This is a genomic window from Curvibacter soli (genome assembly GCF_029211125.1).
In the GTDB taxonomy this organism is placed as follows: Bacteria; Pseudomonadota; Gammaproteobacteria; order Burkholderiales; family Burkholderiaceae_C; genus Curvibacter_A; species Curvibacter_A soli.
This window is the reverse complement of record NZ_JARGEN010000009.1, coordinates 1-24222: the sequence shown is the minus strand read 5'-3', so window position 1 is coordinate 24222 and position 24222 is coordinate 1. Positions and strand designations below refer to the sequence as shown.

The window sequence follows — 24222 nt, the reverse complement described above, 5'->3', positions numbered from 1 at the left end:
CAACCCTGCCGCCCGCCCATGAGCGACTGGAACCCTGGGCTCTACCGCCGCTACGAAGACGAACGCACGCGCCCGGCGCGTGAGTTACTGGCGCGGGTGCCGCTGGAGCGCGCCGCACGGGTGGTGGACCTGGGCTGCGGCCCGGGCAATTCGACCGAACTGCTCGTGCAGCGCTTTCCCGGTGCGGCGGTCGCCGGCGTGGACAATTCCGACGCCATGCTGCAAAGCGCGCGCCAGCGCCTGCCCGGAGTGCGTTTCGATTCCGCCGACATCGGCGCCTGGCAGCCCGAGGCGGCACCCGACCTGATCTATGCCAACGCCTCGCTGCAGTGGGTGCCCGCGCATGAAACGCTGGTCCCGCGCCTGTTCGACGCCCTGGCGCCCGGCGGTGTGCTGGCCATCCAGATGCCCGACAACCGCGAGGAGCCCACGCACCGCCTGATGCGCGAACTGGCGGCCCAGGCGCCCTGGGCCGGGCCGATAGGCGATGCCGGACGTCTGCGCACCGACCTGCTGGCCATCGCCGGCTACTACGATCTGCTGGCCCCGCGCGCCGTGCTGGTGGACGTGTGGCACACCGTCTACCAGCACCCCATGGCTTCCGCTGCCGCCATCGTCGAATGGGTGCGCGGCACGGGGCTGCGGCCTTTCATCGACCCGCTGCCGCCCGCGCTGCGCGAGAGCTTCCTGGCCGAGTACGAGCGCTGCGTCGATGCGGCCTACCCCGCGCGCACGGACGGGCGCCGCCTGCTGGCCTTCCCGCGCATGTTCATCGTCGCGCGCAAGCCATCGTGACCACCGCTGCAGGCGCTGCCGCCCATCCCGCTACCGTGCTGCTCGGTGCGCAGGCCGGTGCCGTGGCGCTGCCCGTGTGCGACCACTACAGCGGCGTCGAGGCGCGCATGCGCAAGAGCCTGGCATTGCAGGCCGAGATGGCGCAGGAGTTCGGCGCCTGCGTGTTCGACGTCACGCTCGACTGCGAGGACGGCGCTCCCGCCGGCGGCGAGGCCGAGCACGCCGCGCTGGTGGCCGAGCTGGCGCTTTCCGCCGTCCCGGGTGCCCGCGTGGCCGCCCGCGTGCACCCCGTGGACCATCCGGCGTTCGAGGCCGACGTGGCCGCCATCGTGGGCCGCGCCGGCGCGCGCCTGTGCCATGTGATGGTGCCCAAGGTCGAATCGGTGCACGACGTGGCGCGCGCCGCACAGGCGCTCGATGCGGCGGGCGCCCCGGCGCTGCCGCTGCACGCGCTGATCGAGTCGCCCATGGCCGTGCACCGCGCGTTCGACATCGCGGCCCATCCGCGCGTGCAGTCGCTCTCGTTTGGCCTCATGGATTTCGTCTCGGCCCACGGCGGCGCCATTCCCGCCGGCGGCATGGGGGTGCAGGGCCAGTTCAGCCATCCGCTGGTGCTGCGCGCCAAGCTCGACATTGCCTCGGCCTGCCACGCCAGCGGCAAGGTGCCGTCGCATTGCGTGGTGACCGAGTTCCGCGACGCCCAGGCGCTGCGCCAGGCCGCCACGCGCGCCGCGCGCGAGCTGGGCTACATGCGCATGTGGAGCATCCACCCCGACCAGATCCGACCCATCCTGCAAGCCTTCGCGCCACCGCCGCAGGATATCGAGGATGCTGCAAAAATCATAGCTGCCGCCGCAGGTGCGGATTGGGCTCCGATCAGTTTCGGTGGCCAACTGCACGACCGCGCCAGCTATCGCTACTACTGGCAGACCCTGGAGCGTGCACACCGCACCGGGCAAGTTCTGCCGTCCTCGGTGCAGCCGTATTTCGCTGCGCCTCCCCGCTAAGAAAGGAAAGGTCCCTTGATGATGAAAACTCTTCTCGCATCCCTGCTCATGGCATGCGCGCCGGCGATGGTGCTGGCGCAGGCGGATGCTCCCGCCAAGGCCGTGGCCAAGACCGCCGCCACCAAGCCCGCGGCCACCAAGATCGCCAAGGCCAAGCCCAAGCCCTCGGCCAGCCGCGTCGAGCTCAAGAGCGCGGCAGCCAACGTGGCCGCAGGCGTCTCCGCCGCCGAAGCGGCGCTGTCGCCCACCGAGCTGGCGCTGTCGGAGCGCGTGCAGACGGGCCGCATGCCGTGCGAGCTGGGCGCCTACGTCACCGTGTCCGCCGACGCGCGCATGCCCGGCTACTTCGACGTGGAGGGCAAGGGCTTCAAGTTCCGCATGGCCCCGGTGGAAAGCCGCACCGGCGCCATCCGTCTGGAAGACCCGAAGGCCGGTGCGGTATGGCTGCAGATCGCCAACAAGTCCATGCTCATGAACCAGAAGCTCGGCCAGCGCATGGCCGACGAATGCATGAGCCCGCAGCAGGCGCTCGTGGCCGAAGGCTTCAAGACCAACCCGCCGCCCAGCCTGCTCGAAACCGCGGCAATCACCACCAAATAACACACGTCTCGCGCAAAACAAGGTGAGGCAAGCCGTTCGCCTTTGGGCGCGGCCCCTTGCCGCATCCTTATTTGCGTAAGTCCTGTCAAAAGACCCGCGCCGCCGCCCCATTTTTGAAACTGGAGAACAAGATGTTGCAAGCCTACCGCCAACACGTCGCCGAGCGCGCAGCGCTCGGCATCCCGCCGTTGCCGCTCGATGCGAAGCAGACGGCCGATCTGATCGAGCTGATCAAGACCCCGCCGGCGGGCGAGGACGCCTTCCTGCTGGACCTGCTCACGCACCGCGTGCCGCCGGGCGTGGACGATGCGGCCAAGGTCAAGGCCAGCTTCCTCGCGGCGGTGGCGCACGGCGACATCGCGGTGGCCCTCATCAGCCGCGCCAAGGCCACCGAGCTGCTGGGCACCATGGTGGGCGGCTACAACGTGCATCCGCTGATCGAACTGCTCGACGACAAGGACGCGGCGGTGGCCGGCGTGGCCGCCGAGGGCCTGAAGAAGACCCTGCTGATGTTCGATTTCTTCAACGACGTGGCCGACAAGGCGAAGGCCGGCAACGCGAAGGCCAAGGAAGTGATCCAGTCCTGGGCCGATGCCGAATGGTTCACCAGCCGTCCCGAGGTCGGGCAGAAGATCACCGTCACCGTCTTCAAGGTGCCCGGCGAGACCAATACCGACGATCTGTCCCCCGCGCCCGACGCCTGGAGCCGCCCCGACATTCCGCTGCACTATCTCGCCATGCTGAAGAACACGCGCGAAGGCGCGGCCTTCCGGCCCGAGGAAGACGGCAAGCGCGGGCCCATGCAGTTCATCGAGGACCTGAAGAAGAAAGGCCACCTCGTGGCCTACGTGGGCGACGTGGTGGGCACGGGATCTTCTCGCAAGTCGGCCACCAACAGCGTGATCTGGGCCACGGGCCAGGACATTCCGTTCGTGCCCAACAAGCGCTTCGGCGGCGTCACGCTGGGCGGCAAGATCGCGCCGATCTTCTTCAACACGCAGGAAGACTCGGGCTCGCTGCCGATCGAGGTGGACGTCTCCACGCTGGAGATGGGCGACGTGGTCGATGTCCTGCCCTATGACGGCAGGATCGTGAAGAACGGCGCCACGGTGGCCGAGTTCAAGCTCAAGAGCGACGTACTGTTCGACGAGGTGCGCGCGGGTGGGCGCATCAACCTCATCATCGGGCGCTCGCTCACGGGCAAGGCGCGCGACTTCCTGGGCCTGCCCGCATCCACCGTGTTCCGCCTGCCCAAGGCGCCGGTCGACAGCGGCCGGGGCTTCACCCTGGCGCAGAAGATGGTGGGCCGCGCCTGCGGCCTGCCCGAAGGCAAGGGCATCCGCCCCGGCACCTACTGCGAGCCCCGGATGACCACCGTGGGCAGCCAGGACACCACCGGCCCCATGACCCGCGACGAGCTGAAGGACCTGGCCTGCCTTGGTTTCTCTGCCGACCTGGTAATGCAGTCGTTCTGCCACACCGCGGCCTACCCCAAGCCTGTGGACGTGAAGACGCACCGCGAGCTGCCGGCCTTCATCAGCAACCGCGGCGGCGTGGCGCTGCGCCCGGGCGATGGCGTGATCCACTCCTGGCTCAACCGCCTGCTGCTGCCCGACACCGTGGGCACCGGCGGCGACTCGCACACCCGCTTTCCCATCGGCATCAGCTTCCCCGCGGGCTCGGGCCTGGTGGCCTTCGGCGCCGCCACCGGCGTGATGCCGCTGGACATGCCCGAATCCGTGCTGGTGCGCTTCAAGGGCGCCATGCAGCCCGGCATCACGCTGCGCGACCTGGTGCACGCGATTCCCTACTATGCCATCGAGGCCGGCCTGCTCACGGTCGCCAAGCAGGGAAAGAAGAACGTGTTCTCGGGCCGCATCCTCGAAATCGAGGGCCTGCCCGACCTGAAGGTGGAGCAGGCGTTCGAGCTGTCCGACGCCTCCGCCGAGCGCTCCGCCGCTGGCTGCACGGTCAAGCTCAACAAGGCGCCGATCATCGAGTACCTGAACTCCAACGTCGTGCTCATGAAGAACATGATCGCCGACGGCTACCAGGACAAGCGCACGCTGGAGCGCCGCATCAAGAACGTCGAGGCCTGGCTGGCCAACCCGCAACTGCTCGAAGCCGACAAGGACGCCGAGTACGCCGCCGTGATCGAGATCGACCTCGACCAGATCAAGGAGCCCGTGCTCTGCTGCCCCAACGACCCGGACGACGCCAAGCTGCTCTCCGACGTGGCCGGCACCAAGATCGACGAGGTGTTCATCGGCTCGTGCATGACCAACATCGGCCACTTCCGCGCCGCCAGCAAGCTGCTCGAAGGCAAGCGCGACATCCCGGTCAAGCTCTGGGTCGCGCCGCCCACCAAGATGGACGCGAGCGAGCTGACCAAGGAAGGCCACTACGGCGTGTTCGGCACCGCGGGCGCGCGCACCGAGATGCCCGGCTGCTCGCTGTGCATGGGCAACCAGGCCCAGGTGCGCGAGGGCGCCACGGTGGTCTCCACCAGCACGCGCAACTTCCCGAACCGACTCGGCAAGAACACCAACGTGTACCTGGCCTCGGCAGAGCTGGCGGCCATCGCCTCCAAGCTGGGCCGCATCCCCACGGTGGCCGAATACAGCGCCGACATGGGCGTGGTCAACAAGGACGGCGACAAGATCTACCGCTACATGAACTTCGACCAGATCGTCGAGTACAAGGAAGTGGCCGACGGCGTGGCCGTCTGATACGGCATTGCCTTCGAGCGCATCACTGCGTTGGGGCGCCTTGTGCCGTGCTGCGGCACTGTCTGCGGCCCCCCCCCCGCGCCTTGTCCTGCGCCCGAAGGCAAAGCCATTTGGGCACTGCGCCCGCCCTGTGACCCAAACCCCGCGGGCTGCGACCTGCGGGGTTTTTTGCTTTTTGCGGCCTGAGACAATCCAGCCCCATGACAGACACGACCACGATCCCCGCGAACGATGATGGAGCGGGCGCCCTGCCCGACGGCTGGCTGCGCGTCGAATCGCTGGACCTCGAAGCCCAGGGCGTGGCCCGGCGCGCCGACGGCAAGGTGGTGTTCATCGAAGGCGCGCTGCCCGGCGAACTGGTGAGTGCCAGCACCTACCGCAAGAAGAACAACTGGGAGCAGGCCACCCTCACGGCCATCCACCACGAATCGTCGCAGCGCGTCGCGCCGGGCTGCCCGCACTTCGGTCTGCACGCGGGCGCCTGCGGCGGCTGCAAGATGCAGCACCTGCACCCTGCCGCCCAGGTGGCCGTCAAGCAACGCGTGCTGGAGGACAGCCTCTGGCATCTGGGCAAGGTGCGCGCCGAGACGCTGCTGTGCCCCATCCATGGCCCCGCCTGGGGCTACCGCTACCGCGCACGGCTGTCGGTACGCCATGTGCAGAAGAAGGGCACCGTGCTCGTGGGCTTTCACGAACGCAAGAGCCGCTACGTGGCCGACATGGGCGTCTGCCCCGTGCTGCCGCCGCACGTGAGCGCCATGCTCATGCCGCTGCGCGCGCTGGTCGGCAGCCTGGAGGCGCGCGACACCTGCCCGCAGATCGAGCTGGCCTGCGGCGACGAGGTGACGGCCCTGGTGCTGCGCCACCTGGAGCCGCTCTCCGACGCCGACACGGCCCGCCTGCGCGCCTTCGCCGCAGCCCACCCCAGCGTGCAGTGGTGGCTGCAGCCCAAGGGGCCCGACACCGTGCGCCTGCTCGATGCCGACGGGCCGCAACTGGCCTACGCGCTGCCCGAGTTCGGCATCCGCATGCCGTTCAAGCCGACCGACTTCACGCAGGTCAACCCGCACATCAACCGCGTGCTCGTGGGCCGCGCGCTGCGGCTGCTGGCCGTGCAGCCCAACGAGCGCGTGATCGACTGGTTCTGCGGCCTGGGCAACTTCACCCTGCCCATCGCCACCCGGGCGCGCGAGGTGCTGGGCGTGGAGGGCAGCGAGGCGCTGGTGGCTCGCTCGCGCGAGAATTACAAGGAAAATCAGGCTCCAGCGCAGGCAGGACGGGCGCTGGCAGCTACAACTTTCGTAGCACGCAACCTGTTCGAGATGACGCCGCAGGCGCTGGTGCAGGACGGCGTTGCCGACAAGTGGCTGGTGGACCCGCCACGCGAAGGCGCCTTCGCGCTGGCCAAGGCGCTGGCCGACCTGCACCAGCAGCGCATCGGTGCCCAGGGCGCGGGGCTGCTGCCCGCCGGGGCCGAGGCCGAGGGCTGGACGCCGCCCGCCCGCATCGTCTACGTGAGCTGCAACCCCGCCACGCTGGCGCGCGACGCGGGGCTGCTGGTGCACCAGGCGGGCTACCGCTGCGTCGCGGCGGGGGTAGTCAACATGTTTGCGCACACCGCGCACGTGGAAAGCATCGCGGTGTTCGAGCGCTCCGACACACCGGGCTGATCGTGCAGTGCTATCGAAAAAGAAGCTGCCACCGCAGGTTTTTCGAGGATTTCAGAGGGTTTTGTTGCTGAAACTGCCGGAATGCGTGCGGTGGAAGCTATCTATTCGATAGCGCTAGTGCAGTGTTCAATGTTAAGCAGCACATAAAACCGCGCCTTTTGACGCATGGCGGCGTTGCAAATCCTCGCGATAGCGACGGCTATCGTTGTGGTGCTGTGGTTTGCGCCTTGCCCTGCGCCAAAACGCATCGCTTTTATTGGTGCCGCCAAGCATCGAACACTGCACTAGCTGCGGTCGCGCTCTGCCGCCGTGGCGGGTGGGCGCGTATCCGCCTCGGGCGCGGGCCGGGCATCGGTCTTGCCCAGCACCGAGGGCACGGCCTCGATCTTGTTGTCGCGCATGTAGATGTCCATGTCCTTCCAGCCCGCGAAGATCGCCGCCTTGCTGGCCTTGCCGTTGAGGGTGAAGCAGTCTTCCAGGCTGCGCATCGAATGGCGGCAGGCGCCGCCGACGGCGCGGGCCTCGGCCTCGCGCTGCGTCACCTTCGGGTCCGGGCCCAGGCCGGGAATGTCGCAGCCGGCGAGCAGCGAGGCGAGGGCGAGCAGCAGAAGAAGGCGCTGGGGCATGAGGGTGCATCCAGAAAAGGGGCTTGTTTCCATTATCGGCACGATGGCGGACGAATTGACCCCCGGCTCCACCGCACGGCATGCCGCAGGTCAAGGCCGCACGTGAAAAGGGCCTCTTGCGGAGGCCCTGCGGGAGGATGCGCGGAGGTGCTCAGTCGCGCTCGCCGCCGAAGATGCCGAGCAGCGACAGCAGGCTCTGGAACACGTTGAAGGCGTCCAGGTACAGCGCCAGCGTGGCCGAGATGTAGTTGGTCTCGCCGCCGTCGAGGATGCGCTTGATGTCGTAGAGCATGAAGGCGCTGAAGATACCGATGGCCACCACCGAGATGGCCAGCATGGCCGCGGACGATCCCACGAAGATATTGATGACGCTGCCGACCAGCAGCACGATCACCCCTACGAACAGGAACTTGCCCAGGCCCGAGAGGTCGCGCTTGACGACCGACGCCAGGCTGGCCATGGCCAGGAACACGCCGGCGGTGCCGCCGAAGGCCGTCATCACCAGCGCGGGCCCATTGCTGAAGCCCAGCACCATGGCGATGAGCCGCGACAGCATCAGGCCCATGAAGAAGGTGAAGCCCAGCAGCACCGGAACACCGGCGGCGGAACGCTTGGTCTTCTCGATGGCGAACATGAAGCCGAAGGCACCACCCATGAAGACGATCAGCCCCAGGCCGCCCGTGAGCGAGCGGGTGATGCCCGTGGCCACGCCGAGCCACGCCCCCAGCACGGTGGGCAGCAGGCTCAGCGCCAGCAGCCAGTAGGTATTGCGCAGCACCTTGTTGCGCTGCTCTAGCGACAGGCCGTAGCCGTAGCTCGGGGTTTCCAGGGTCTGGACGGGTGTATTCATGGTCTTCTCTCCTTGACTGCGTTGGCAGGTGGGCAAATTCTAGGGGGCATGCGGGCGCAGGGCGCCAATGGCCTCATGGGATTGCCTACTATTGCGTTGGAGTGTTTTGTAGGCAGGCGCGGGAATCGGTGCCGGCTCCAAGGTTATCCTCGTACACCGTTCATCACCGACCCCGACCTTACACCATGCAGACCAAATCTATGCTCGAACTCGCGGATATCAAGAGGATCGCCGCCGCCGCCGAGGCACATGCCATCGCCAACCAATGGGCCGTGACCATCGCCATCGTCGATGACGGCGGCCATCTGCTGTGGCTGCAGCGACTCGATGGCGCGCCCGCGATCTCGGCGCACATTGCGCCAGCCAAGGCCCACACGGCGGCCCTGGGCCGCCGCGAAAGCAAGATCTACGAAGACATTATCAATGGCGGGCGCTACGCATTCCTGACCGTACCCGACGCACAGGGAATGCTCGAAGGCGGCGTGGCCATTCTGCACAACGGGCATTGCATCGGCGCGGTGGGCGTGAGCGGCGTGAAGTCCAGCGAGGATGTGCAGATCGCCAAGGCAGGCATTGCCGCGCTGGGGCTTTGACCGGCCCGGCGGCATCCGTGCAAAAGCAAAAACGCCGGCTGCGAGGCCGGCGTTTTTCGGTGGCGGATGATGGTTGCGGGAAAAAAATGCTTGGCTGGTCGGATAAATCCGTTGGCTAGCAAAAAACGACCCTTGGAGACTTGGGAATCAAGCCTCGGAGTCGCCCCACGATGAAACTCTATTTGGTCAGGGATGGGGCGCTTTGTACGGCGGCCTTCTTGTCGACTGCGGCGAACAGGGGTTGTGCGGAAAGAACGGCTTGCATGCGGGATCTCTTGGGGAATCGATACCTGAGATGGAACACTCCCCCAGGCTTGCTGCCCACTGCGTGTGGCCGCCAACCCCCTCGCCGGGGGGCGATGCCAGCGGCCCGGCAAAGCCGGTTCCGCGGTATCCCTGGCATTGGGCTGCGCCAGTTTCATGCGTCGCGGGTGGCGCGCGAGCGCCATGGATAACTGAGATGAACTGTTCTCGATTAAAAGTCAAGCATCCGCAGTGTAAAAAATCACTTCTGCGGATCGGTCACGAACCCGATCTTGCGCAGACCGGCCATCTGTGCCGCCGACATGGCCTGCGCCACGCGCTCGTAGCGCACTTCCTTGTCGCCGCGGATGTGCAGGTCGGGCTGCGGGTTTTTCGCCGCCTCGGCGCGCAGCAGGGTTTCGAGCTGCGCGTCGCTGTCGATCCTGGTTTCGTTCCAGTAGTAGGTGCCGTCGGCGGCCACGCTCAGCCGCACCGTTTCGGGCTTGACGTCCTCGGGCTTGTTGGTGGCCCGGGGCAGGTCCACGTTGACCGCATGCTTCATCACGGGCACCGTGATGATGAAGATGATGAGCAGCACCAGCATGACGTCCACCAGCGGCGTCATGTTGATCTCGTTCATCACCTCGTCGGAGTCCTCCTGGGTACCGAACGCCATGTCAGTTGCTCCACCGCGCTACGCGCGAGGCCGCTGCGCCACCGGTGACGAGGGTTTTCTCGTAGACGCGGTAGGTCTTGTACGGGGCGGCGCCGAGAGACTCGATGATGTGCCGCATCGGCCGGTTGTCCTCCAGGATCCACGACAGTTCGACCTGCTTCACGCCCTTGGCGCGCAGGCCCTGTCGCATCGTGTCGATGGCCAGGAAGGGCGCGATGGCGCCGGCCAGTTCGCCGCTGATGCTGCGGCTGATGCCCATCAGCGGCACGCGCGCCGTCTTCGTGCCGCGCTTGAGACGCAGCATCAGCTTGGCCCAATTGAAGGGCAGCAGCTTGCCGCCGAAGTCCGCGATCATCTCGTTGAGGTTGGGCAGGGCGATGCCGAAGCCCACGGCCTTGCCGTTGAGTTCGACGATGGCCACGCAGGTCGGGTCGATGAACATCTTCAGGCTCTTGGCCATGTGCGCGATCTCCGCTTCGGTGAACGGGATGAAGCCCCAGTTCTGCGACCAGGCGTCGTTGAAGATCGCGGTGACCGTGTCGAACTCTTCGAGGTAGCGCTTGGTGTCGAGGTTGCGCACCGTCAGCGCCGACGGCTTGCGCGGGCCGATCATGCGGCGCGCGGCGGCGGGCATCTCGTGCTCGATGTCGTAGAGGTAGGCGATCGTGTCCTTCGCCTTCGCGTAGCCCTCGGCCTCGACCCGTGCGCCGACGTAGCGGGCGTCGTGGCCCATCAGCATCATCGGCGGCGTATCGAAGCCATCGATCAGCAGGCCCGTCTCCTCGTTGATCGACAGGTTGAAGGGGCCGAGCACCTTCGTCTTGCCGCGCGCGGCGAGCCAGCTTTCTGCAATCTCGAAGAGTGCCGCGAAGACCTCGCTGTCGTCCTCTGCGCAGATCATCCCGAAGTGGCCAACTGCCGGGTCCTTCACGAGCCTGTCGATTTGTGCGCTGATGCGGCCGACATCACGGTCGCCTTTGCGGGCAAGCCAGAACTGTGTCTCGGCGTGCGCAAAGTAGGGATTTTTCCGTGGCGACAAGGCCTCGCGCCGCTCCATCATCAGCGGCGGCACGAAGTGCGGGTCGCGGGCGTGGATTTTCGAGGGCAACTGGATGAAGCGGTCCAGTTCCGCCGGTGTGCGAACCGGGATGATTTCGAGAGTGGTCATCAGACAGCCGGGAGAGACTTGTTGCGTGCGAGAAATCCGAGCCAGATCGTGCGTACGCCGTGCCAGGCGAACGTCAGACCTTGCCATGCGGTGACGATGTACAGGCCGGCCGGGCCGGCGCCGATCAGCAGCGCGAGCGCCATGATCGTCATGGTGATGTTACGCCGCGCGATGAAGCTACGCACGCGGCCGTCCAGCCGCGTAGCCGCATGCAGCGCGAAGCCGAGGCGGGCCTTGGCAATGCCCAGCACGATGCGGTCACCGAGGTAGAAGACGATCAGCCAGACGGCTGCCGCGTAGAGGTGGTCGTCCATGGACCGTCCGCCAAGACCCCAGGCCCAGGCGAAATACCAGAAGGGCGGATGCACGATGTCCAAGCCGTGGTCGAGCACATTGCCAATGGCCGAATCGGTCAGCGTCACTCGTGCAATTTTGCCATCGACGCTGTCGAGCACGCTCATGCCGTACGCGCACAGGAAGCCGAGCAGGAAGTTCCCTTGCGCGAACAGTGGCACGGCCGCGACTGTGAGGATGATCGACAACGCCGTCACCGTGTTGGGGTGGATGCGCCAGCGAGTACATAAGCGCACCAATTGCCATACCAGCGGTGGGTAGACCCAGCGGGTGAGCAGATCGGTCGAGCCCTTGTAGTTGTCCCAGAACATCTGGCGTTCGAGTCGATTGCGCGCGGCCTTGCCATTGACCGCGTAGATCCAGTAGGGCAGCGAACGTCGCAGCTTGTTGACGTAGGCGGGGAAGTCCTGTTCGTCATACGGTGCTATGCGCCCGGCGGCCAGCATGGTGTCGGCCACCTCGCGCAGCGTTAGCGCGCCGGATGGAATGTCGCCGGCGAGCGCAGGCTCGAGGCGCAGCACGACGGCGCGCTCGGCGCCTTCCCCGCGGACAGCGACGCAGGGCCCCGTGCCGCGAAGCAGAACGTCGATCAGTCGCGGGTCGACCGCGTTGCCGCCGTCAATGGCGACCAGCGCGCCGCTGACCAGCGCCTGGCGCAGGCGCATGCCCAGCGGCACCGTGTCGACGTCGGTCTTCGCGGCGGGCCAGGCGGTGCTGCCGGCATCGACGCCGGACAGGACGACGTGCGTCCCGGCATCGAGATGCTTCACGCTGCGCCGCAGACGTTCGACGGGCGGGATGCCGAATAGTGGCTCTGCGCGGGCGGCAGCGGTGGTGTCGATCCAAAGATTCATATGCTCTCAGATGCTCGCAGTTGCAGGAGTCCGATCGCCGAGAACAGCGCCGGCGCGGCGAGGGCGATGACCAGCGGAGGCCACCGGGCGCTCAGACCCAGGACCGCGACGATACCGTCGCAGAGAAGAAACCCCAGGCCGAGGATCAGCGCCATCGCCATTCTTGATCCACCGCCCGTGCCGCGCGGCAGCGATACCGCCGTCGGCAGCGCTAGCAGCAACATGACGAAGACCGCCAGCGGCGCGGCGTAGGCGCGATACAGCACGCTCTCGTAGTAGCGATGGGGCCGCGTTCCAGTGCGGGTGCCTTTGATCACTTCGGCCAGCATGACGGTCGAGAGGTTGGGGCGTGCGATGTCGAGCCGCAACACGTCTTCGGGCTGCAGGTTGGTGTCCCACGCGCGTTCGGCTACCTGGATGTGCTCGACGCGCTTCTCGCCATAGCGGAACTCGTTGACGCCCTTGAGCCGCCAAGCCTGGCCGTCCCACTGCGCCTCGGTGGCGGTCAGGCGGCTCTTGAGCAGACCGGCGTCGTCGCGGACGTACAGCCGCACGTCGATCAGGCTGCGGCCATCGGGGCTGGTGCTTTCCATGGACACGGTGCCGCCGGAGGTGTGCGCCCAGCGCTTGGTCGGCGTGTCGTCGGCGGGCGCGCTGGCGCTCCACCATTCCTTCAGACCGTTTTCCGCTGGCGGCAGCACATGGTCGGACAGCAAGAACTGGGCGACGGCCAGCACTGCCGCCAGCGGCAGCAGGTAGCCGAGCAGCCGCATCATGCTGACGCCCGCCGTGCGCATCGTGGCGATTTCGAGGTTGCGCGCCATCGTGCCCAGCCCCATGAGCGTGCCGAGCAGCACAGCGGGCGGCAACGCCATCACCAGCTCGGCCGGGAGGCGCAGCATGCCGTAGTAGACAATGCCGATCAAGCCCCGATCACGCTTGAGCACGTCGGTGGTGACGTCGAGCAGTTCGAGCACCTGCATCAGCGCCGTGATTACCAGCAGCAGCACGAGGATCTGCGTGCCGACGCGTCGCCGCACGTACGAAGCCATTGCGTGGTTCATGCTGCCACCTTGGCGGAGCGTCGCGGCTTGAGGCGTTCTATCAGCCGCTCCAGCACGCCGATGGTGCGGGACACCGGGTTGTCGCCGGGCCATGCGAGGCTGCCGCGGAAAATCCACAAACTCAGCAGCGCGAACAGCACATAAGGCGTCCACACCGCCAGCGCGGCCGGCAGGCGTCCACTCTCGGCCATGCTCTTGCCGAACTGAAGCGTGTGGTTGAGCAGCAGCAAGGCAAGCGACGCGAAAACGACGCCAGGCGTGCGCCGTCCGCGCTTGGAGGCCATGCCCAGCGGCAGCGCCAGCAACGGCAGCAGGGGCGGCAGCAGCGCACGCGCGAGCCGGCTGTGAAATTCGGCGGACGAGTCGGGGTCTGGGTTGCTGTACATGGTCAGCCAGAGCTCGGGCAGCGTGCGTTCGGTGGCCGACTCGCCTCGGTCGCGAAAGGGCGCGCGCACCGGCGAGAAATCTTCGACGAAGCCGTCGGCGAAGCGCGCGGTGGAGATCGCGCCGTCAGCCGTCTGCCGCACCCGCAGGCCGTCTTCCAGCTTGAGGCGCAGCTTGCGCGTGGCCGACTCGGTCTCCAGTTTGCCGCGCACGGCCGTCGTGATTTCTTCGACGCCGTTCTGGCGGCGCTCCATGAACACGCCCTGGAAGCGGCGGCCCCCGTCTTCTACGCTGTCGGCGCTGAAGCTGAAGCCGTGCGCGATGTCGATGAAGCGGTTTTCCTCGATCTTCGCATTCCAGTTGGTCTGCAGTACCGCGTCCATCTTGACGTGGTAGTCATAGCGCGCGAGCGGTTGCAGTTGCCCGAAGAGGTATAGGTTGAACATACTCAGCAGGAGTGCGAGGATGAAATAGGGCACTGCGATGCGCGTGATCGAGCGTCCGGTGGCGAGCATCGCGTCAAGTTCGCTGTCATCGCCCATGCGCGCCGCGGCCATGAAAATGGCTGCCGTGAACGCTACTGGCAGCGCAAGTCCCAGGTAGTGCGGCACCAGGTCGGCTGCCGCCACCAGCGCGCTTGTGATCGACGCCCCGGTGGACGCCGCGATGTCAAACAGCCGCAACAGCCGCTGCAGCATCGTCGCCAGCAGCATGGTCGCCAGCGCCGTCAGCAGCGGCACCACGAACAGGCGCACCGCATAGCGGTCGAGCCGATCGAACGAGAGAAAGGGCAAAGGGCGAAGCCTCAGGGAGCAGTGCGCTGCTGGGCGCCGCGCAGGACGGCGCTCAATTTGGCGATCATCGCAGCATCGAGCGATACGGCGGCATCTAGCGCCGGCAGCCCGGGCCAGCCGGCATCGGGGAATGCCACACCTTCAAACATGCGCACGCCGTCGTAGCGCGGAATTACATGAAAGTGCACGTCCGGGTCAACCATCATCAACATGAGGTAGTTTATCCGCTCGTATCCCACAAAGTGGCGCAGTGCGACCTCAATGCTGCGGACCACGCCCTGCATTTCCACGAAGGCCTTGGCACTCACATCGGCGAAGGCCTGGACTGGCTCGCGGCATACCAGCACCATGGAGCCCAGCGTGGGCTGTTTGGGGCGCAATAGCAGCGTCCAGCAGTCCGTCTGCGCCAGTCGTGTGGCGGGGTCGCCGAATTTCGTTTCAGTGGCATTGGCCATCGCGGTCGTCCAAGGTCGTGTGTAGCAAGTGTTTTCAGCGGCCGATATTTTCGCCTGAGTCGCCAGGCCACACACGTGGCAGGCTTAGCGCATAGGCGCCGTCCGGAACGAAGTTTTCGGCCTCGGCCGACCAGCGACGCACCTCGACCATGATTTGCGGGCCATTGGCACCGTTCATCAGGCGCAGTCGGTGCCAGAGTGCGCCCTGGTCTTTCGGATTCGGCACGGCCGAGGAAGATGGCACGCACAAACAGGGAATCGGCAGCGCCGGCCCGGCGACCACGTCCATGCGGGCGTCACGGGCATGACCGTGCAGCACCAACTCGGCGCCCACACGCTGCAGCACGGCGCGTAGCCCGTGGCGATCGGCCAGCGCCTTGCGCCAGCCGACGGCGCCGTCGGCTGGTGGATGGTGAAGCATGACGATGCGAATCCGTCCCGCCTTGCCCTCGGCCGCCAATACCTGTTCAAGCCGCGATAGTTGCTGCGCGCCGAGCCAGCCGCGAGCCAGCAGCGGTGGGGTCGGCAGCGCCGAGTTCAATCCTATCAGCGCCACGCCATTGCGGCGATGAACGAAGGGCCAACCATCGTCCGCACGCGTCCACTCCTGCCAGATCCCGAGTCCCTGCGCAAACGGCACGGGTACCAGCGCGTCGTGGTTGCCGGGCACGAGACTGATGCGCTCCGGCGGCGCGAGCGCGGTCAGCCAGCGCGCCGCTTGCTCGAATTCGTCGGGCAGCGCGAAGTTCGTGATGTCACCCGTGACAAGGATGTGGTCGACTGCGTGGGTGCGGATGTCCTGCGCGAGTGCATCGAGGATGTCGATGCGATGCAGCGCGCGCCGTCGCTGCCAGGACCAGGCGCTGAGCTGCCGTTTCGTGAAATGTTGCGGCAGCGACAACACGGGCTCGAAAGGGAGGTGCAGATCCGACACGTGCGCAAACGCAAATTCGCTCATCGATAATCGCCCGCTGCTTCTTTTTCAGATCTTTCGATCATGCCAAAACTTCATACCCCGCACGTCGGGCTATTTTCATGAGCGCCAACGCGGGTTCCACCCAGCGTGTCGCGGGGATCATCGTCGGCGAATCGACCTTGAGTGTCTGGGGGCTCACGTCACAGGCGCGGTTGGGTCGCCAGTTCGAGCGCGCCGGCGTGGTCAGCGCGCCGGCCGATGCCGATCGCGTCATAGTGCTGCGGGCCGACTGGGTGTATGACGAAGCGCTGGTGCGCGGCCTCGCTGGTGCGACGGATGACGTCGCCTTGCGTGCCGGCAACGGCGAGGTGGTCGCGCTGTCCGTCCCGTCCGCACGTGCCGCTGAAGCTGCAACCTTGCTGGCCGAGCGGCGGACGCTGGCCGATGCGCGAACTGTCTCGCCGGCACAGATCGCCGATGGCTACAACGACAAGCTGCGCAAGCGCGAGCCCCCGTACCTGTTGCCGCTGACGGCAGGTAGCATGGACGCCATTGAGTGGCGTACCTTCCTCGGCGCCTACAAGGGCGTCACCGACTTGGTCACGCTCTATGTCTGGCCGCGGCCGGCGCGCTACGTTACGCGCCTGTGCGCCGAGGCCGGCATCACGCCGAACCAGGTGACCTTGGCCAGCTTGGCGCTGGTGCTGGTCGCCATGTGGCTGTTCTGGACGGGGCACTACGCGCTCGGGCTCGCCGCCGCCTGGGGCATGACCTTTCTTGACACCGTGGACGGCAAGCTGGCGCGGGTTACGCTGCAGTCCTCGCGCTTTGGCGATGTCTTCGACCATTCCATCGACTTGATTCACCCGCCGTTCTGGTGGTGGGCATGGATTGTCGGGCTGCCGGCGGTGGGCCTGTCGCTGACGCATGCCACGCTGACTCTTACGGCGATCATCGCGGGCTACGTGCTGCAGCGCCTGGAGGAAGGCTTATTCATCGCTTGTTTTGGCATCGAGATGCACGTATGGGAGCGCTTCGACAGCCGCTTGCGGCTCATCACCGCGCGTCGTAACCCGAATCTGCTGCTGCTGACGGCGTCCATGCTCTTCGGGCGTCCGGACCTCGGCATTCTGGCCGTGGCCATCTGGACCGTGGCCTGTCTGGTCGTGCATGCCGTGCGGCTGCTGCAGGCCGCCGCGGCGCGCCGTCGTGGTCCGCTGCGGTCCTGGCTCTCCGCCCCACCGTGAGAGAAGAACTGCGCACGTTGGTCGATGACGAGCTGCGGCGTGAAGTCCCGCCCGCAGTCGTGACGCTGGCCGAGCGGCTCGCTGCACGCGCGCAGGGCGGGGCGGCCGCCGTGCTGTTTTATGGCTCGGCCCTGAGAGATTGCACACTCGACGGCGTGCTTGATTTCTACGTGCTCGTCGACCACGTCACCGACTGGCCGGGTTCGTTGCTCGCTGCCTGCGCCAACCGTCTGCTGCCGCCAAACGTCGGTTACCTGGAGGAATCGGTCGATGGCCAGAGCCTGAAGGCCAAGTACGCGGTGATGACGGTGGCGCAGTTCCGGCGGGCGATGTCGCTGCAGTGCCTCGATACGACGCTGTGGGCGCGCTTCTCGCAGCCCTGTGCCTGCATCTACACCCGCAGCGAGGCCGACCAGCTCGCCATGCGCGATGCGGTCTGCGACGCCGTGGTGGCGGCGGCGCACTGGGCGGCAATTTTGGGGCCGCTGCATGCCGAGCCAATTGCTTACTGGCGTGCCTTGTATGCGCGCACCTACGCGGCCGAGCTGCGGGTCGAGCGCGGCACCCGCAGCGCCGATCTGCTGGCTCACAACGGGCCGCGCTATGCGCGCTTGCTGCCGCTTGCGTGGGAGGAGGGCGGCCTCGCCTTCACCACGGCGGTTGATGAATTGGCACCCGTGCTGGCGCCGGACGAGCGCACCATCGCCGAGCGCCGCTGGCGCATGCGCCAGCGGCTGGGCCCCATACTGAACGTGCTGCGGCTTCTGAAGGCCGCCCTGACCTTCGACAACGCTACCGACTACGTCGCGTGGAAGGTCGAGCGCCACAGCGGCTACAAGATCGAGCCCACGCCGTTTCAGCGACGCCACCCATTGCTGGCGGCGCCCGGGATCTACTGGCGGCTGCGCCGCCGTGGCGTGCTGCGCTGACGCGCCGACTACGATATGCTTCGTGGCGGATCTCGTTCGCGCGAGACTCCGGCCTTGCCTGCTATTGCCCATGTTCATGTTCCCGTCGGATTCCTCTCCCCGCACCTCGCCCCGACCCATTGGCTGTCGGCGCCTGGCCGGACTGTGCGCGGCGGTCCTGGTGGCTTCCATCGCCTCTGCCGCTGAACCCGGTGGCACGCCGCCACTGGAACGCGATGCCGAGGCCAAGGTCTACCCGACCCTCATCACGCGCTCTTTCACAGTTCTCTATGAGATGCAGCGCGGCGGCATCCGCGGCAGCGGCGAGTTCGTCTGGAAGCGCACGGCTGAGACCTACGAAGCGCACCTCAAGGGCACGGTAGCTGGCTTGGCGCTGTTCAACTGGGCCAGCCAGGGAGGCTTCGACGCCGCCGGCGTGGCGCCCAATAACTATGTGGAGAAGCGCCTGGGCAAGTCCGCGCGTGAGGCTACCTTCGTGCGCGGAGAATCGAAGATCGATTTCTCGGGCTCCGCGCCCGACATTCCCCTGGTGCCGGGCACGCAGGACCGCGTCAGCTGGCTGGTGCAGTTGCAGGCCATTCTGGCGGCGGACCCGGCCAAGGCGAAGGCGGGCGAGCGGGTCGTGATGCCGGTGGTTGGCGTGCGCGGCCGTGCCGAAGCCTGGGTCTTTGAAATCTCGGGCGCGGAGAGCATCAAGACCCCCGCAGGCACACTGAACACACAGAAGCTGACACGTTTGTTGCACAAGCCCGAGGACACCCGGGCCGAGGTCTGGGTGGAGCCGGCGCGGCAGTTCCTGCCAGTGCGCATACGCCTTACGCTGCCGCCATTCGACGCACCGCTCGACATGGCGCTGGTCGACATCAGCGGTTAGCAATCCTTCTGCGGAGCCGCGAAATTGGAGTTCTCATCGGGGACTTCCCCGCACCCGGTATGCTTCAGTTATCTCCCGATGTCTTTCGTTGCGCCGTGACTACCACTTCCACGCCCGTTGAACGGGCAACTGCCGCTGCCCCGGTCACCCGAAATTTCGCATGGCGGGGACAGGCGCGCGCGCTGATCGCCGACCTGTTCGAACGCTCGCCCGTCATCTACTGGACCGATTTCCTGCTGACCACGGGTCTGGGCTGGACGCTTGTCGCCGTCTATTTCCTGGCAACGCCTTGGAGCGCGGTGCAGATCGTGGCCTTCATCGTCGCCAGCCTGCTGTTCTTCCGTTCGGGCACCTTCATCCACGAGATCATCCACATGCCGAGCCAGCAGATGGTCTGGTTCAAGCGGGCATGGAACCTGGCCCTGGGCATTCCGTTCCTGATGCCGTGGATCATGTACAGCAACCACATCGAGCATCACAACCACCGCCGCTTCGGCACGCCGTCGGACGGCGAATACCTGCCGCTTGGTTCGTCCCCGGTGAAGGAAACGCTCAAGTATCTGGCGCAGGCGCCCTTGCTGCCGCTGTTCATGCTGGTGCGCTTCGGCGTGCTGGGTCCGCTGTCGTGGCTGCACGGCGGTCTGCGACGCTGGGTGCTGACGCGTGCGTCGGCGGCCGTGACAAATCCTTACTACAGCGAGCGCTTTCCCAAGCGCTTCGAGAAGCACCTGAAGATCGTCGAAGTGCTGTGCTTCGTCTACATCCTGGCGCTCGCCGTGCTGGTCTGGCGTGACGTGATCAGCCTGACGCACGTGGCCATGGGTTACCTGCTGCTGGCCTGCACGCTGGGGCTGAATTGGGTACGCAACCTAGCCGCGCACCGCTACATCAACGACGGCACGCCGATGGACCTGGCGGGCCAGGTGGAGGAATCCATCAACATTACCGGCCAGACCTGGTTGACCATCGCCTTGTTTCCAGTGGGTTTGCGCTACCACGCGCTGCACCATCTCTTCCCCGCACTGCCGTACCACAACATGGACGAAGCACATCGGCGCCTGATGGCGAGCCTGCCGGCGGATGCCGCCTACCGCATCACCAACCGCGACAGCTTCTTCGCCGCAGTGCGCGAACTCTGGCAGTCTGCCCGGCAAACGCCGCACGAGAGATCGGCGATGCGTGCGTGGCTACCGCGGCCCGACCGATCTTGAACGCCAGTGTGCCCGGGCTGGCGCCCGTGTTCGAGTCGCGCGATGCGTTGGCGAATGCTTCGCTGCCGCCGTGCCTCATCGTCAATCCCCTGAGCTTTCGTGCATCCCGCGGCCTGGCCGGTCAGGCCGAGGCGCTGGCGAAGGCGCAGGGCGCCGAGGTGGTGGTGGTCGACGGTCCTGCATCGCTCACGGCCGCCGTCGAAACCATCCTGGTCCGGCGCCAGCGCCACGTGATGGTGCTGGCCGGTGACGGCACCGTGCGCGCCGTCATCCATCAACTGGCCAGTCTGCCGGTCGGTGCATGGATGCCGGATCTGCTCGTGCTGCCGGGTGGCCGCACCAACCTCACGGCCGCCGACCTGGTGCCGGGCGCGGACGCGCTCACCTCGCTCAAGCGTGGCCTCGCGGCCGTGGCCGCGAAGCGCTGGGACCTGGCCGTGGTCGAGCGCGCCACGCTGTGCATCGAGCAGGCACCGGCACCGACGCGCTACGGCCTGTGGGTCGGCGCGGCGCTGATCGATGGCGTCATCCGCCGCACGCATGCGCACCGCACCGGCGGCGACGGCCCGCTGCGCACCGGCCACCTGAGCACGGCGGCATCGTTGCTGCGCCTCCTCTTCCTTGGGCTGCGCGGGCGTTCCGGCCTGTCGTGCCCAGACCTGCGCATCGAGGCCGGCGCGCTGGGCCGCCTCGAGGGCAAGGTGAGCCTGCTGCTGGCGACTACGCTGCAGCACCGCCACGGCCTGTTCGACCCCTATGCCACGCGCGCCGACGGCGGCATGCGCCTGACGGCGGTGTCGCGGGATGCCACCGGCTTCTTCCGTACGCTGCCCCTCCTGTTCACCGGGCGTTTCTTGCAATCGATGGACGCGGCCCACGGCTTTCTCAGCGGCGGCTGCGCGTACGTCGAGATCATCGGCCTGAGCGGCTATTCGCTCGACGGCGAGGCCTATGACACCGACCCTGCGCGCCCGGTCGTGATCCGTCACGGCCCCTCCTTGCGGTTCTTCGCGGCATGAGCGCCGAGCCGACCGACGTCGTGACCGCCGCCCGCGTCCGCGGCGCGGTGCCGATGATCGGCGCCTTCGTGTGCGCCTATCCGGGCCGCAGTGCGGCCGCGCTCGCTGCGGTCTTTGTCGCAGGGCTGCTCGACGGCCTTGGCATGTCGATGCTGCTGTCGATGCTGACGCTGACGACCGCCAACGACGTCAACCACAAGCCGTCGATGCCCGAGCAGGTTGCCACGCGCATCGCTGACTTCCTCGGGCTGCAGCCGACGGCACCCGTCATGCTCACTCTGGCGATCACGCTGATCGCGCTGCGCGCCGGCCTCACGCTGGTGGCCAACAAGCAGGTCGGCTACACCGTGGCGCATATCGCCACTGACCTGCGACTGGCGCTCATCCGCGCAGTGATGGGCGCGCGCTGGAGCCATTACCTACAGCAGTCGGTTGGCCGGCTGTCGAACGCGGTCGCGACCGAGGCGCAGCGCGCCTCCGAAGCCTTCCAGTACAGCGCCGAGATGGCGGCGATGCTGCTGAATTCGCTGATCTATATCGGCATCGCGCTGGCGATCTCGTGGCAGGCCGGCGTGGCCGCGGCCATCGCCGGCGGCCTGCTGCTGGCGCTGCTGCACACGCTCATCCGCAGCTCGCGCCGCGCGGGCCAGCACCAGACGCGGCTGCTGACCTCGCTGCTGTCGGCCATCGGTGCGCAGTTGGTCGCGGCCAAGCCGCTCAAGGCGATGGCGCGCGAAGACCACGTCGACGCGTTGCTGTCCGACCAGATGAGGCAACTGCGCCGCGCGCTGCGCCGCCAAGTGGTCAGCCGTGAAGCGCTCGGCGCGCTGCAAGATCCGCTACTCGCCATCATGGTCGGCATCGGCTTTTTCCTCAGTCTGGTGCTGCTGAAGATGCCGCTGGCGTCGGTACTGGTCATGCTGTTCCTGCTGGCGCGCGTGGTGGGTTATCTTTCCAAGACCCAGCGCGCCTATCAGCAGGTCGTGGTGCGCGAGAGCGCCTACTGGGCGCTCATCGACGGCATCGACGCGGCGCATGCGCAGGCCGAACCGAAAGGCGGTGATCGCATGGTGACGCTGTCCGGCAGCATCGTCTTCGACCATGTGCGCTTCCGGCACGGTGACGGACGACTGGTGCTCGACGATGCGTCCTTCGTCATCCCTGCGCGCGAGCTGACCGTGATCGTCGGCCCCTCGGGCGCCGGCAAGACCACGATGCTCGATCTGGTGGTCGGGCTGCTGCAGCCGGAAGCCGGCAGCGTGCGTGTCGATGGCGTGCCGATGGGCGAACTGGCTCTGCGCCCCTGGCGACGCCAGATCGGCTACGTGCCGCAGGATTCGGTGCTGGTCAACGAATCAATCGCCTATAACCTCGCGCTCGGCGATGAAGACCTCGGCGAGGCCGATCTGCGCGACGCCTTGCGCGCCGCTGATGCGCTCGACTTCGTCGATGCCATGCCCGAAGGCCTGCAGACCCGGGTGGGTGAGGGCGGTTCGCGCCTGTCCGGTGGCCAGCGCCAGCGCCTGTCCATCGCGCGGGCGCTAGTGCACAAACCCAGCCTGCTGGTGCTCGACGAGGCTACGAGCAGCCTCGACGCCGAAGCCCAGGCCGTCGTGATCGACACCGTGCGCCGCCTGAAGGGCCGCCTGACTATCCTGGCCGTGGCGCACCAGGGCCTGCTGATCGAAGCGGCCGACCGGATTTACCGTCTGGCCGATGCACAGGTGGGCCTGGTGCGCGGCCCCGTCGGAGCCGCCAATGCAGCAACCCAGGAGCACGGCACGTGAGCGGGGCGGACCGCCCGGTTGACCTGGGGCGCCGTTGGCGCCGCGCCCGCCGCCGCGCGCTCTTCCTCGGACTGCGCGCCGTGCTGCGCCTGGCCGGCTTCCAGCGCGTGCGTGTCCTCGGCAACCTGACGGGCGCGCTGCAGTACCGGCTGGCGTGGCGCCAGCGTCGGCGCATCGCGCACGATATGGCGCTGGCGCTCGGCCGGCCGCCGGGCGACCCGTCGGTGGCGCCGCTGCTGCGCGAGGCCTATCGTGTGAACAACACCGCCGTGCTCGAGATCCTGGCGATGTTCGACCGGCGCCAGAACGAAGACCAACTCATCGCGCACTGCGAGGTCGACGGCCTGGAGCATCTGCGTGCTGCCATGGCGGGCGGGCGCGGCGCGATCCTGTTGGCCACGCACATGGGCAACGCTGCATTGCTCACCGTGAAGCTGGCGCGCGCAGGCTGGGGCGTGAGCGTGGTCTACCGCGAAGCGCGGATGATGTCCGCCGGTCTGCTGCAGAACGGCCTTGAGCAGTACGGTATCGAAGGCATACTGGCGAACGCCGGTATACGCGCCTATGCGCAGATGGTCGCGGCGCTGAAGCAGGGCCGCATCGTCTTCGTCATGATGGACCAGGGCGTGCAGCAGGCCGAGACCGGCCTGCTGCAGCGCTTTCTCGGCAAGGACGCTGCCATGCCGGCCGGCCCCGCGCAGCTCGCCCGCGCAGCACGTGCGCCGCTACTGCCGGTGGCGACGACGGCGGCCGAACCGGCCTGGCGCTTCGAAATCCAGCCGCCGGTGCCGTTGGGGCAGGACTCGCTGGAGTCGGACGTCGAGCGCTTGGTACGCCTGACGGAGCAGCAGGTTCTGCAGCGCCCGCAACTGTGGAGTTGGCACCACCGGCGCTGGCGCAAGCTGCGACCCGCCACCACGCCGCCCGTCGCTTCGTCCTGACGCGGCGCGCCCGCAGTGCCGACGACTGCGTCGATGATGGATATGATCACGGCCTCGGCGGCCAGCTTGATCGGCTCGCGAAGTACGGCAGGGCAGTCAGTCGTCAGTCAGTCGTCAGTCAGTCAGTCAGTCAGTCAGTCAGTCACCTGAATCCGTGACCACCCCATAACGAATCCGCACCTCATTGGATTTTCTGAATTTCGTTGCCCGGATTGCCTGCCTGCATGCGTCCAAGAGACCCTGCGCTGGCCGTTATGACGGGCATGAACGTCGCCCAGCGGCCACCAGGACACTCCACAAACGGTGTTCGGCACGCAGCGTGCAGGGCTGCGCCTGCAGCGATGGCTGCACGGGGTGTGGCTGGTGTTGCCGGGATGGTTCGCAGTTGCTGGTCAGGGCACCGCGCTGCGCCATGTCGCCCGTCTATGTCGCCCGC

General features: G+C 67.0%; 22 protein-coding genes. 13 read left to right on the top strand and 9 right to left on the bottom strand.

The genetic code is table 11. The annotated features are described in order from the left end of the window. Positions 1-18: 18 nt before the first annotated feature. From tam to rlmD, 5 genes are all read left to right on the top strand, one after another. Positions 19-795: a trans-aconitate 2-methyltransferase gene (gene tam / locus PY257_RS01410; RefSeq protein WP_275738019.1), complete on the top strand. Its 777-nt coding sequence runs from the start codon at positions 19-21 to the stop codon at positions 793-795. Continuing rightward, the gene (locus tag PY257_RS01405; protein ID WP_419095640.1) at positions 789-1802 is read left to right on the top strand and encodes an HpcH/HpaI aldolase/citrate lyase family protein; all 1014 of its coding nucleotides are present in this window, start codon (positions 789-791) and stop codon (positions 1800-1802) included. The genes tam and PY257_RS01405 overlap by 7 nt, the downstream gene beginning before the upstream one ends. A 21-nt stretch (positions 1803-1823) precedes the next feature. Then, a complete protein-coding gene (locus tag PY257_RS01400; RefSeq protein ID WP_275738059.1) occupies positions 1824-2402 on the top strand; it encodes a hypothetical protein in 579 nt (192 codons plus the stop codon). 131 nt (positions 2403-2533) lie between these two features. Beyond that, positions 2534-5131 (top strand): bifunctional aconitate hydratase 2/2-methylisocitrate dehydratase, encoded by a 2598-nt coding sequence (acnB, locus tag PY257_RS01395; RefSeq protein WP_275738014.1) that lies wholly within the window; start codon positions 2534-2536, stop codon positions 5129-5131. A 200-nt stretch (positions 5132-5331) separates the two neighbouring features. Further along, positions 5332-6801, top strand: a complete 1470-nt coding sequence (gene rlmD / locus PY257_RS01390; RefSeq protein ID WP_275738013.1) for a 23S rRNA (uracil(1939)-C(5))-methyltransferase RlmD — start codon at positions 5332-5334, stop codon at positions 6799-6801. Between the two features lie 284 nt (positions 6802-7085). On the opposite strand, the gene PY257_RS01385 is transcribed toward rlmD, so the two are convergent. Together PY257_RS01385 and PY257_RS01380 are read right to left on the bottom strand one after the other, a co-directional pair. Beyond that, on the bottom strand, positions 7086-7427 hold the full coding sequence (locus tag PY257_RS01385; protein WP_275738011.1) for a hypothetical protein: 342 nt from the start codon (positions 7425-7427) through the stop codon (positions 7086-7088). A gap of 151 nt (positions 7428-7578) precedes the next feature. After that, a complete protein-coding gene (locus tag PY257_RS01380; protein WP_275738009.1) occupies positions 7579-8277 on the bottom strand; it encodes a Bax inhibitor-1/YccA family protein in 699 nt (232 codons plus the stop codon). A gap of 185 nt (positions 8278-8462) precedes the next feature. On the opposite strand from PY257_RS01380, the gene PY257_RS01375 reads away from it, so the two are divergent. After that, on the top strand, positions 8463-8870 hold the full coding sequence (locus PY257_RS01375) for a GlcG/HbpS family heme-binding protein (protein WP_275738007.1): 408 nt from the start codon (positions 8463-8465) through the stop codon (positions 8868-8870). Positions 8871-9375: 505 nt separating this feature from the next. Here PY257_RS01375 and PY257_RS01370 read toward each other — a convergent pair. The 7 genes from PY257_RS01370 to PY257_RS01340 are packed head-to-tail and all read right to left on the bottom strand — an operon-like array spanning position 9376 to position 15820. Then, on the bottom strand, positions 9376-9789 hold the full coding sequence (locus PY257_RS01370) for an ExbD/TolR family protein (RefSeq protein WP_275738005.1): 414 nt from the start codon (positions 9787-9789) through the stop codon (positions 9376-9378). A 1-nt stretch (position 9790) separates the two neighbouring features. After that, a complete protein-coding gene (locus PY257_RS01365) occupies positions 9791-10957 on the bottom strand; it encodes a dATP pyrophosphohydrolase (RefSeq protein WP_275738003.1) in 1167 nt (388 codons plus the stop codon). After that, entirely contained in the window at positions 10957-12165 is a 1209-nt protein-coding gene (locus tag PY257_RS01360; RefSeq protein WP_275738001.1) for a CDP-alcohol phosphatidyltransferase family protein, read from the bottom strand. Before PY257_RS01360 ends, PY257_RS01365 begins: the two co-directional genes overlap by 1 nt. Beyond that, the gene (locus PY257_RS01355) at positions 12162-13229 is read right to left on the bottom strand and encodes an LptF/LptG family permease (protein WP_275737999.1); all 1068 of its coding nucleotides are present in this window, start codon (positions 13227-13229) and stop codon (positions 12162-12164) included. The genes PY257_RS01360 and PY257_RS01355 overlap by 4 nt, the downstream gene beginning before the upstream one ends. Beyond that, positions 13226-14407 carry an LptF/LptG family permease gene (locus tag PY257_RS01350; RefSeq protein ID WP_275737997.1) on the bottom strand — a complete coding sequence of 394 codons (1182 nt, stop codon included), beginning with the start codon at positions 14405-14407 and terminating at the stop codon, positions 13226-13228. The genes PY257_RS01355 and PY257_RS01350 overlap by 4 nt, the downstream gene beginning before the upstream one ends. A gap of 11 nt (positions 14408-14418) precedes the next feature. Continuing rightward, on the bottom strand, positions 14419-14862 hold the full coding sequence (locus PY257_RS01345) for an HIT family protein (RefSeq protein WP_275737995.1): 444 nt from the start codon (positions 14860-14862) through the stop codon (positions 14419-14421). Positions 14863-14896: 34 nt separating this feature from the next. Next, positions 14897-15820, bottom strand: a complete 924-nt coding sequence (locus PY257_RS01340; RefSeq protein ID WP_275737993.1) for a metallophosphoesterase family protein — start codon at positions 15818-15820, stop codon at positions 14897-14899. Positions 15821-15897: 77 nt separating this feature from the next. Between PY257_RS01340 and PY257_RS01335 the strand changes: the two genes are divergently transcribed. The 7 genes from PY257_RS01335 to PY257_RS01305 all read left to right on the top strand — a co-directional run bounded on the left by PY257_RS01335 (position 15898) and on the right by PY257_RS01305 (position 23786). Beyond that, the gene (locus tag PY257_RS01335; RefSeq protein WP_275737991.1) at positions 15898-17025 is read left to right on the top strand and encodes a CDP-alcohol phosphatidyltransferase family protein; all 1128 of its coding nucleotides are present in this window, start codon (positions 15898-15900) and stop codon (positions 17023-17025) included. A 17-nt stretch (positions 17026-17042) separates the two neighbouring features. Beyond that, the gene (locus PY257_RS01330) at positions 17043-17954 is read left to right on the top strand and encodes a hypothetical protein (protein WP_275737989.1); all 912 of its coding nucleotides are present in this window, start codon (positions 17043-17045) and stop codon (positions 17952-17954) included. A gap of 70 nt (positions 17955-18024) precedes the next feature. Next, the gene (locus PY257_RS01325; protein WP_275737987.1) at positions 18025-18828 is read left to right on the top strand and encodes a DUF3108 domain-containing protein; all 804 of its coding nucleotides are present in this window, start codon (positions 18025-18027) and stop codon (positions 18826-18828) included. A gap of 95 nt (positions 18829-18923) precedes the next feature. Beyond that, complete coding sequence (locus PY257_RS01320) at positions 18924-20039, top strand: fatty acid desaturase family protein (RefSeq protein ID WP_275737985.1); 1116 nt, start codon at positions 18924-18926, stop codon at positions 20037-20039. Then, positions 20036-21058: a diacylglycerol kinase family protein gene (locus tag PY257_RS01315; RefSeq protein WP_275737983.1), complete on the top strand. Its 1023-nt coding sequence runs from the start codon at positions 20036-20038 to the stop codon at positions 21056-21058. The genes PY257_RS01320 and PY257_RS01315 overlap by 4 nt, the downstream gene beginning before the upstream one ends. Beyond that, on the top strand, positions 21055-22845 hold the full coding sequence (locus tag PY257_RS01310) for an ABC transporter ATP-binding protein (RefSeq protein WP_275737981.1): 1791 nt from the start codon (positions 21055-21057) through the stop codon (positions 22843-22845). The genes PY257_RS01315 and PY257_RS01310 overlap by 4 nt, the downstream gene beginning before the upstream one ends. After that, the gene (locus tag PY257_RS01305; protein WP_275737979.1) at positions 22842-23786 is read left to right on the top strand and encodes a lysophospholipid acyltransferase family protein; all 945 of its coding nucleotides are present in this window, start codon (positions 22842-22844) and stop codon (positions 23784-23786) included. The genes PY257_RS01310 and PY257_RS01305 overlap by 4 nt, the downstream gene beginning before the upstream one ends. Positions 23787-24222: the final 436 nt, after the last annotated feature.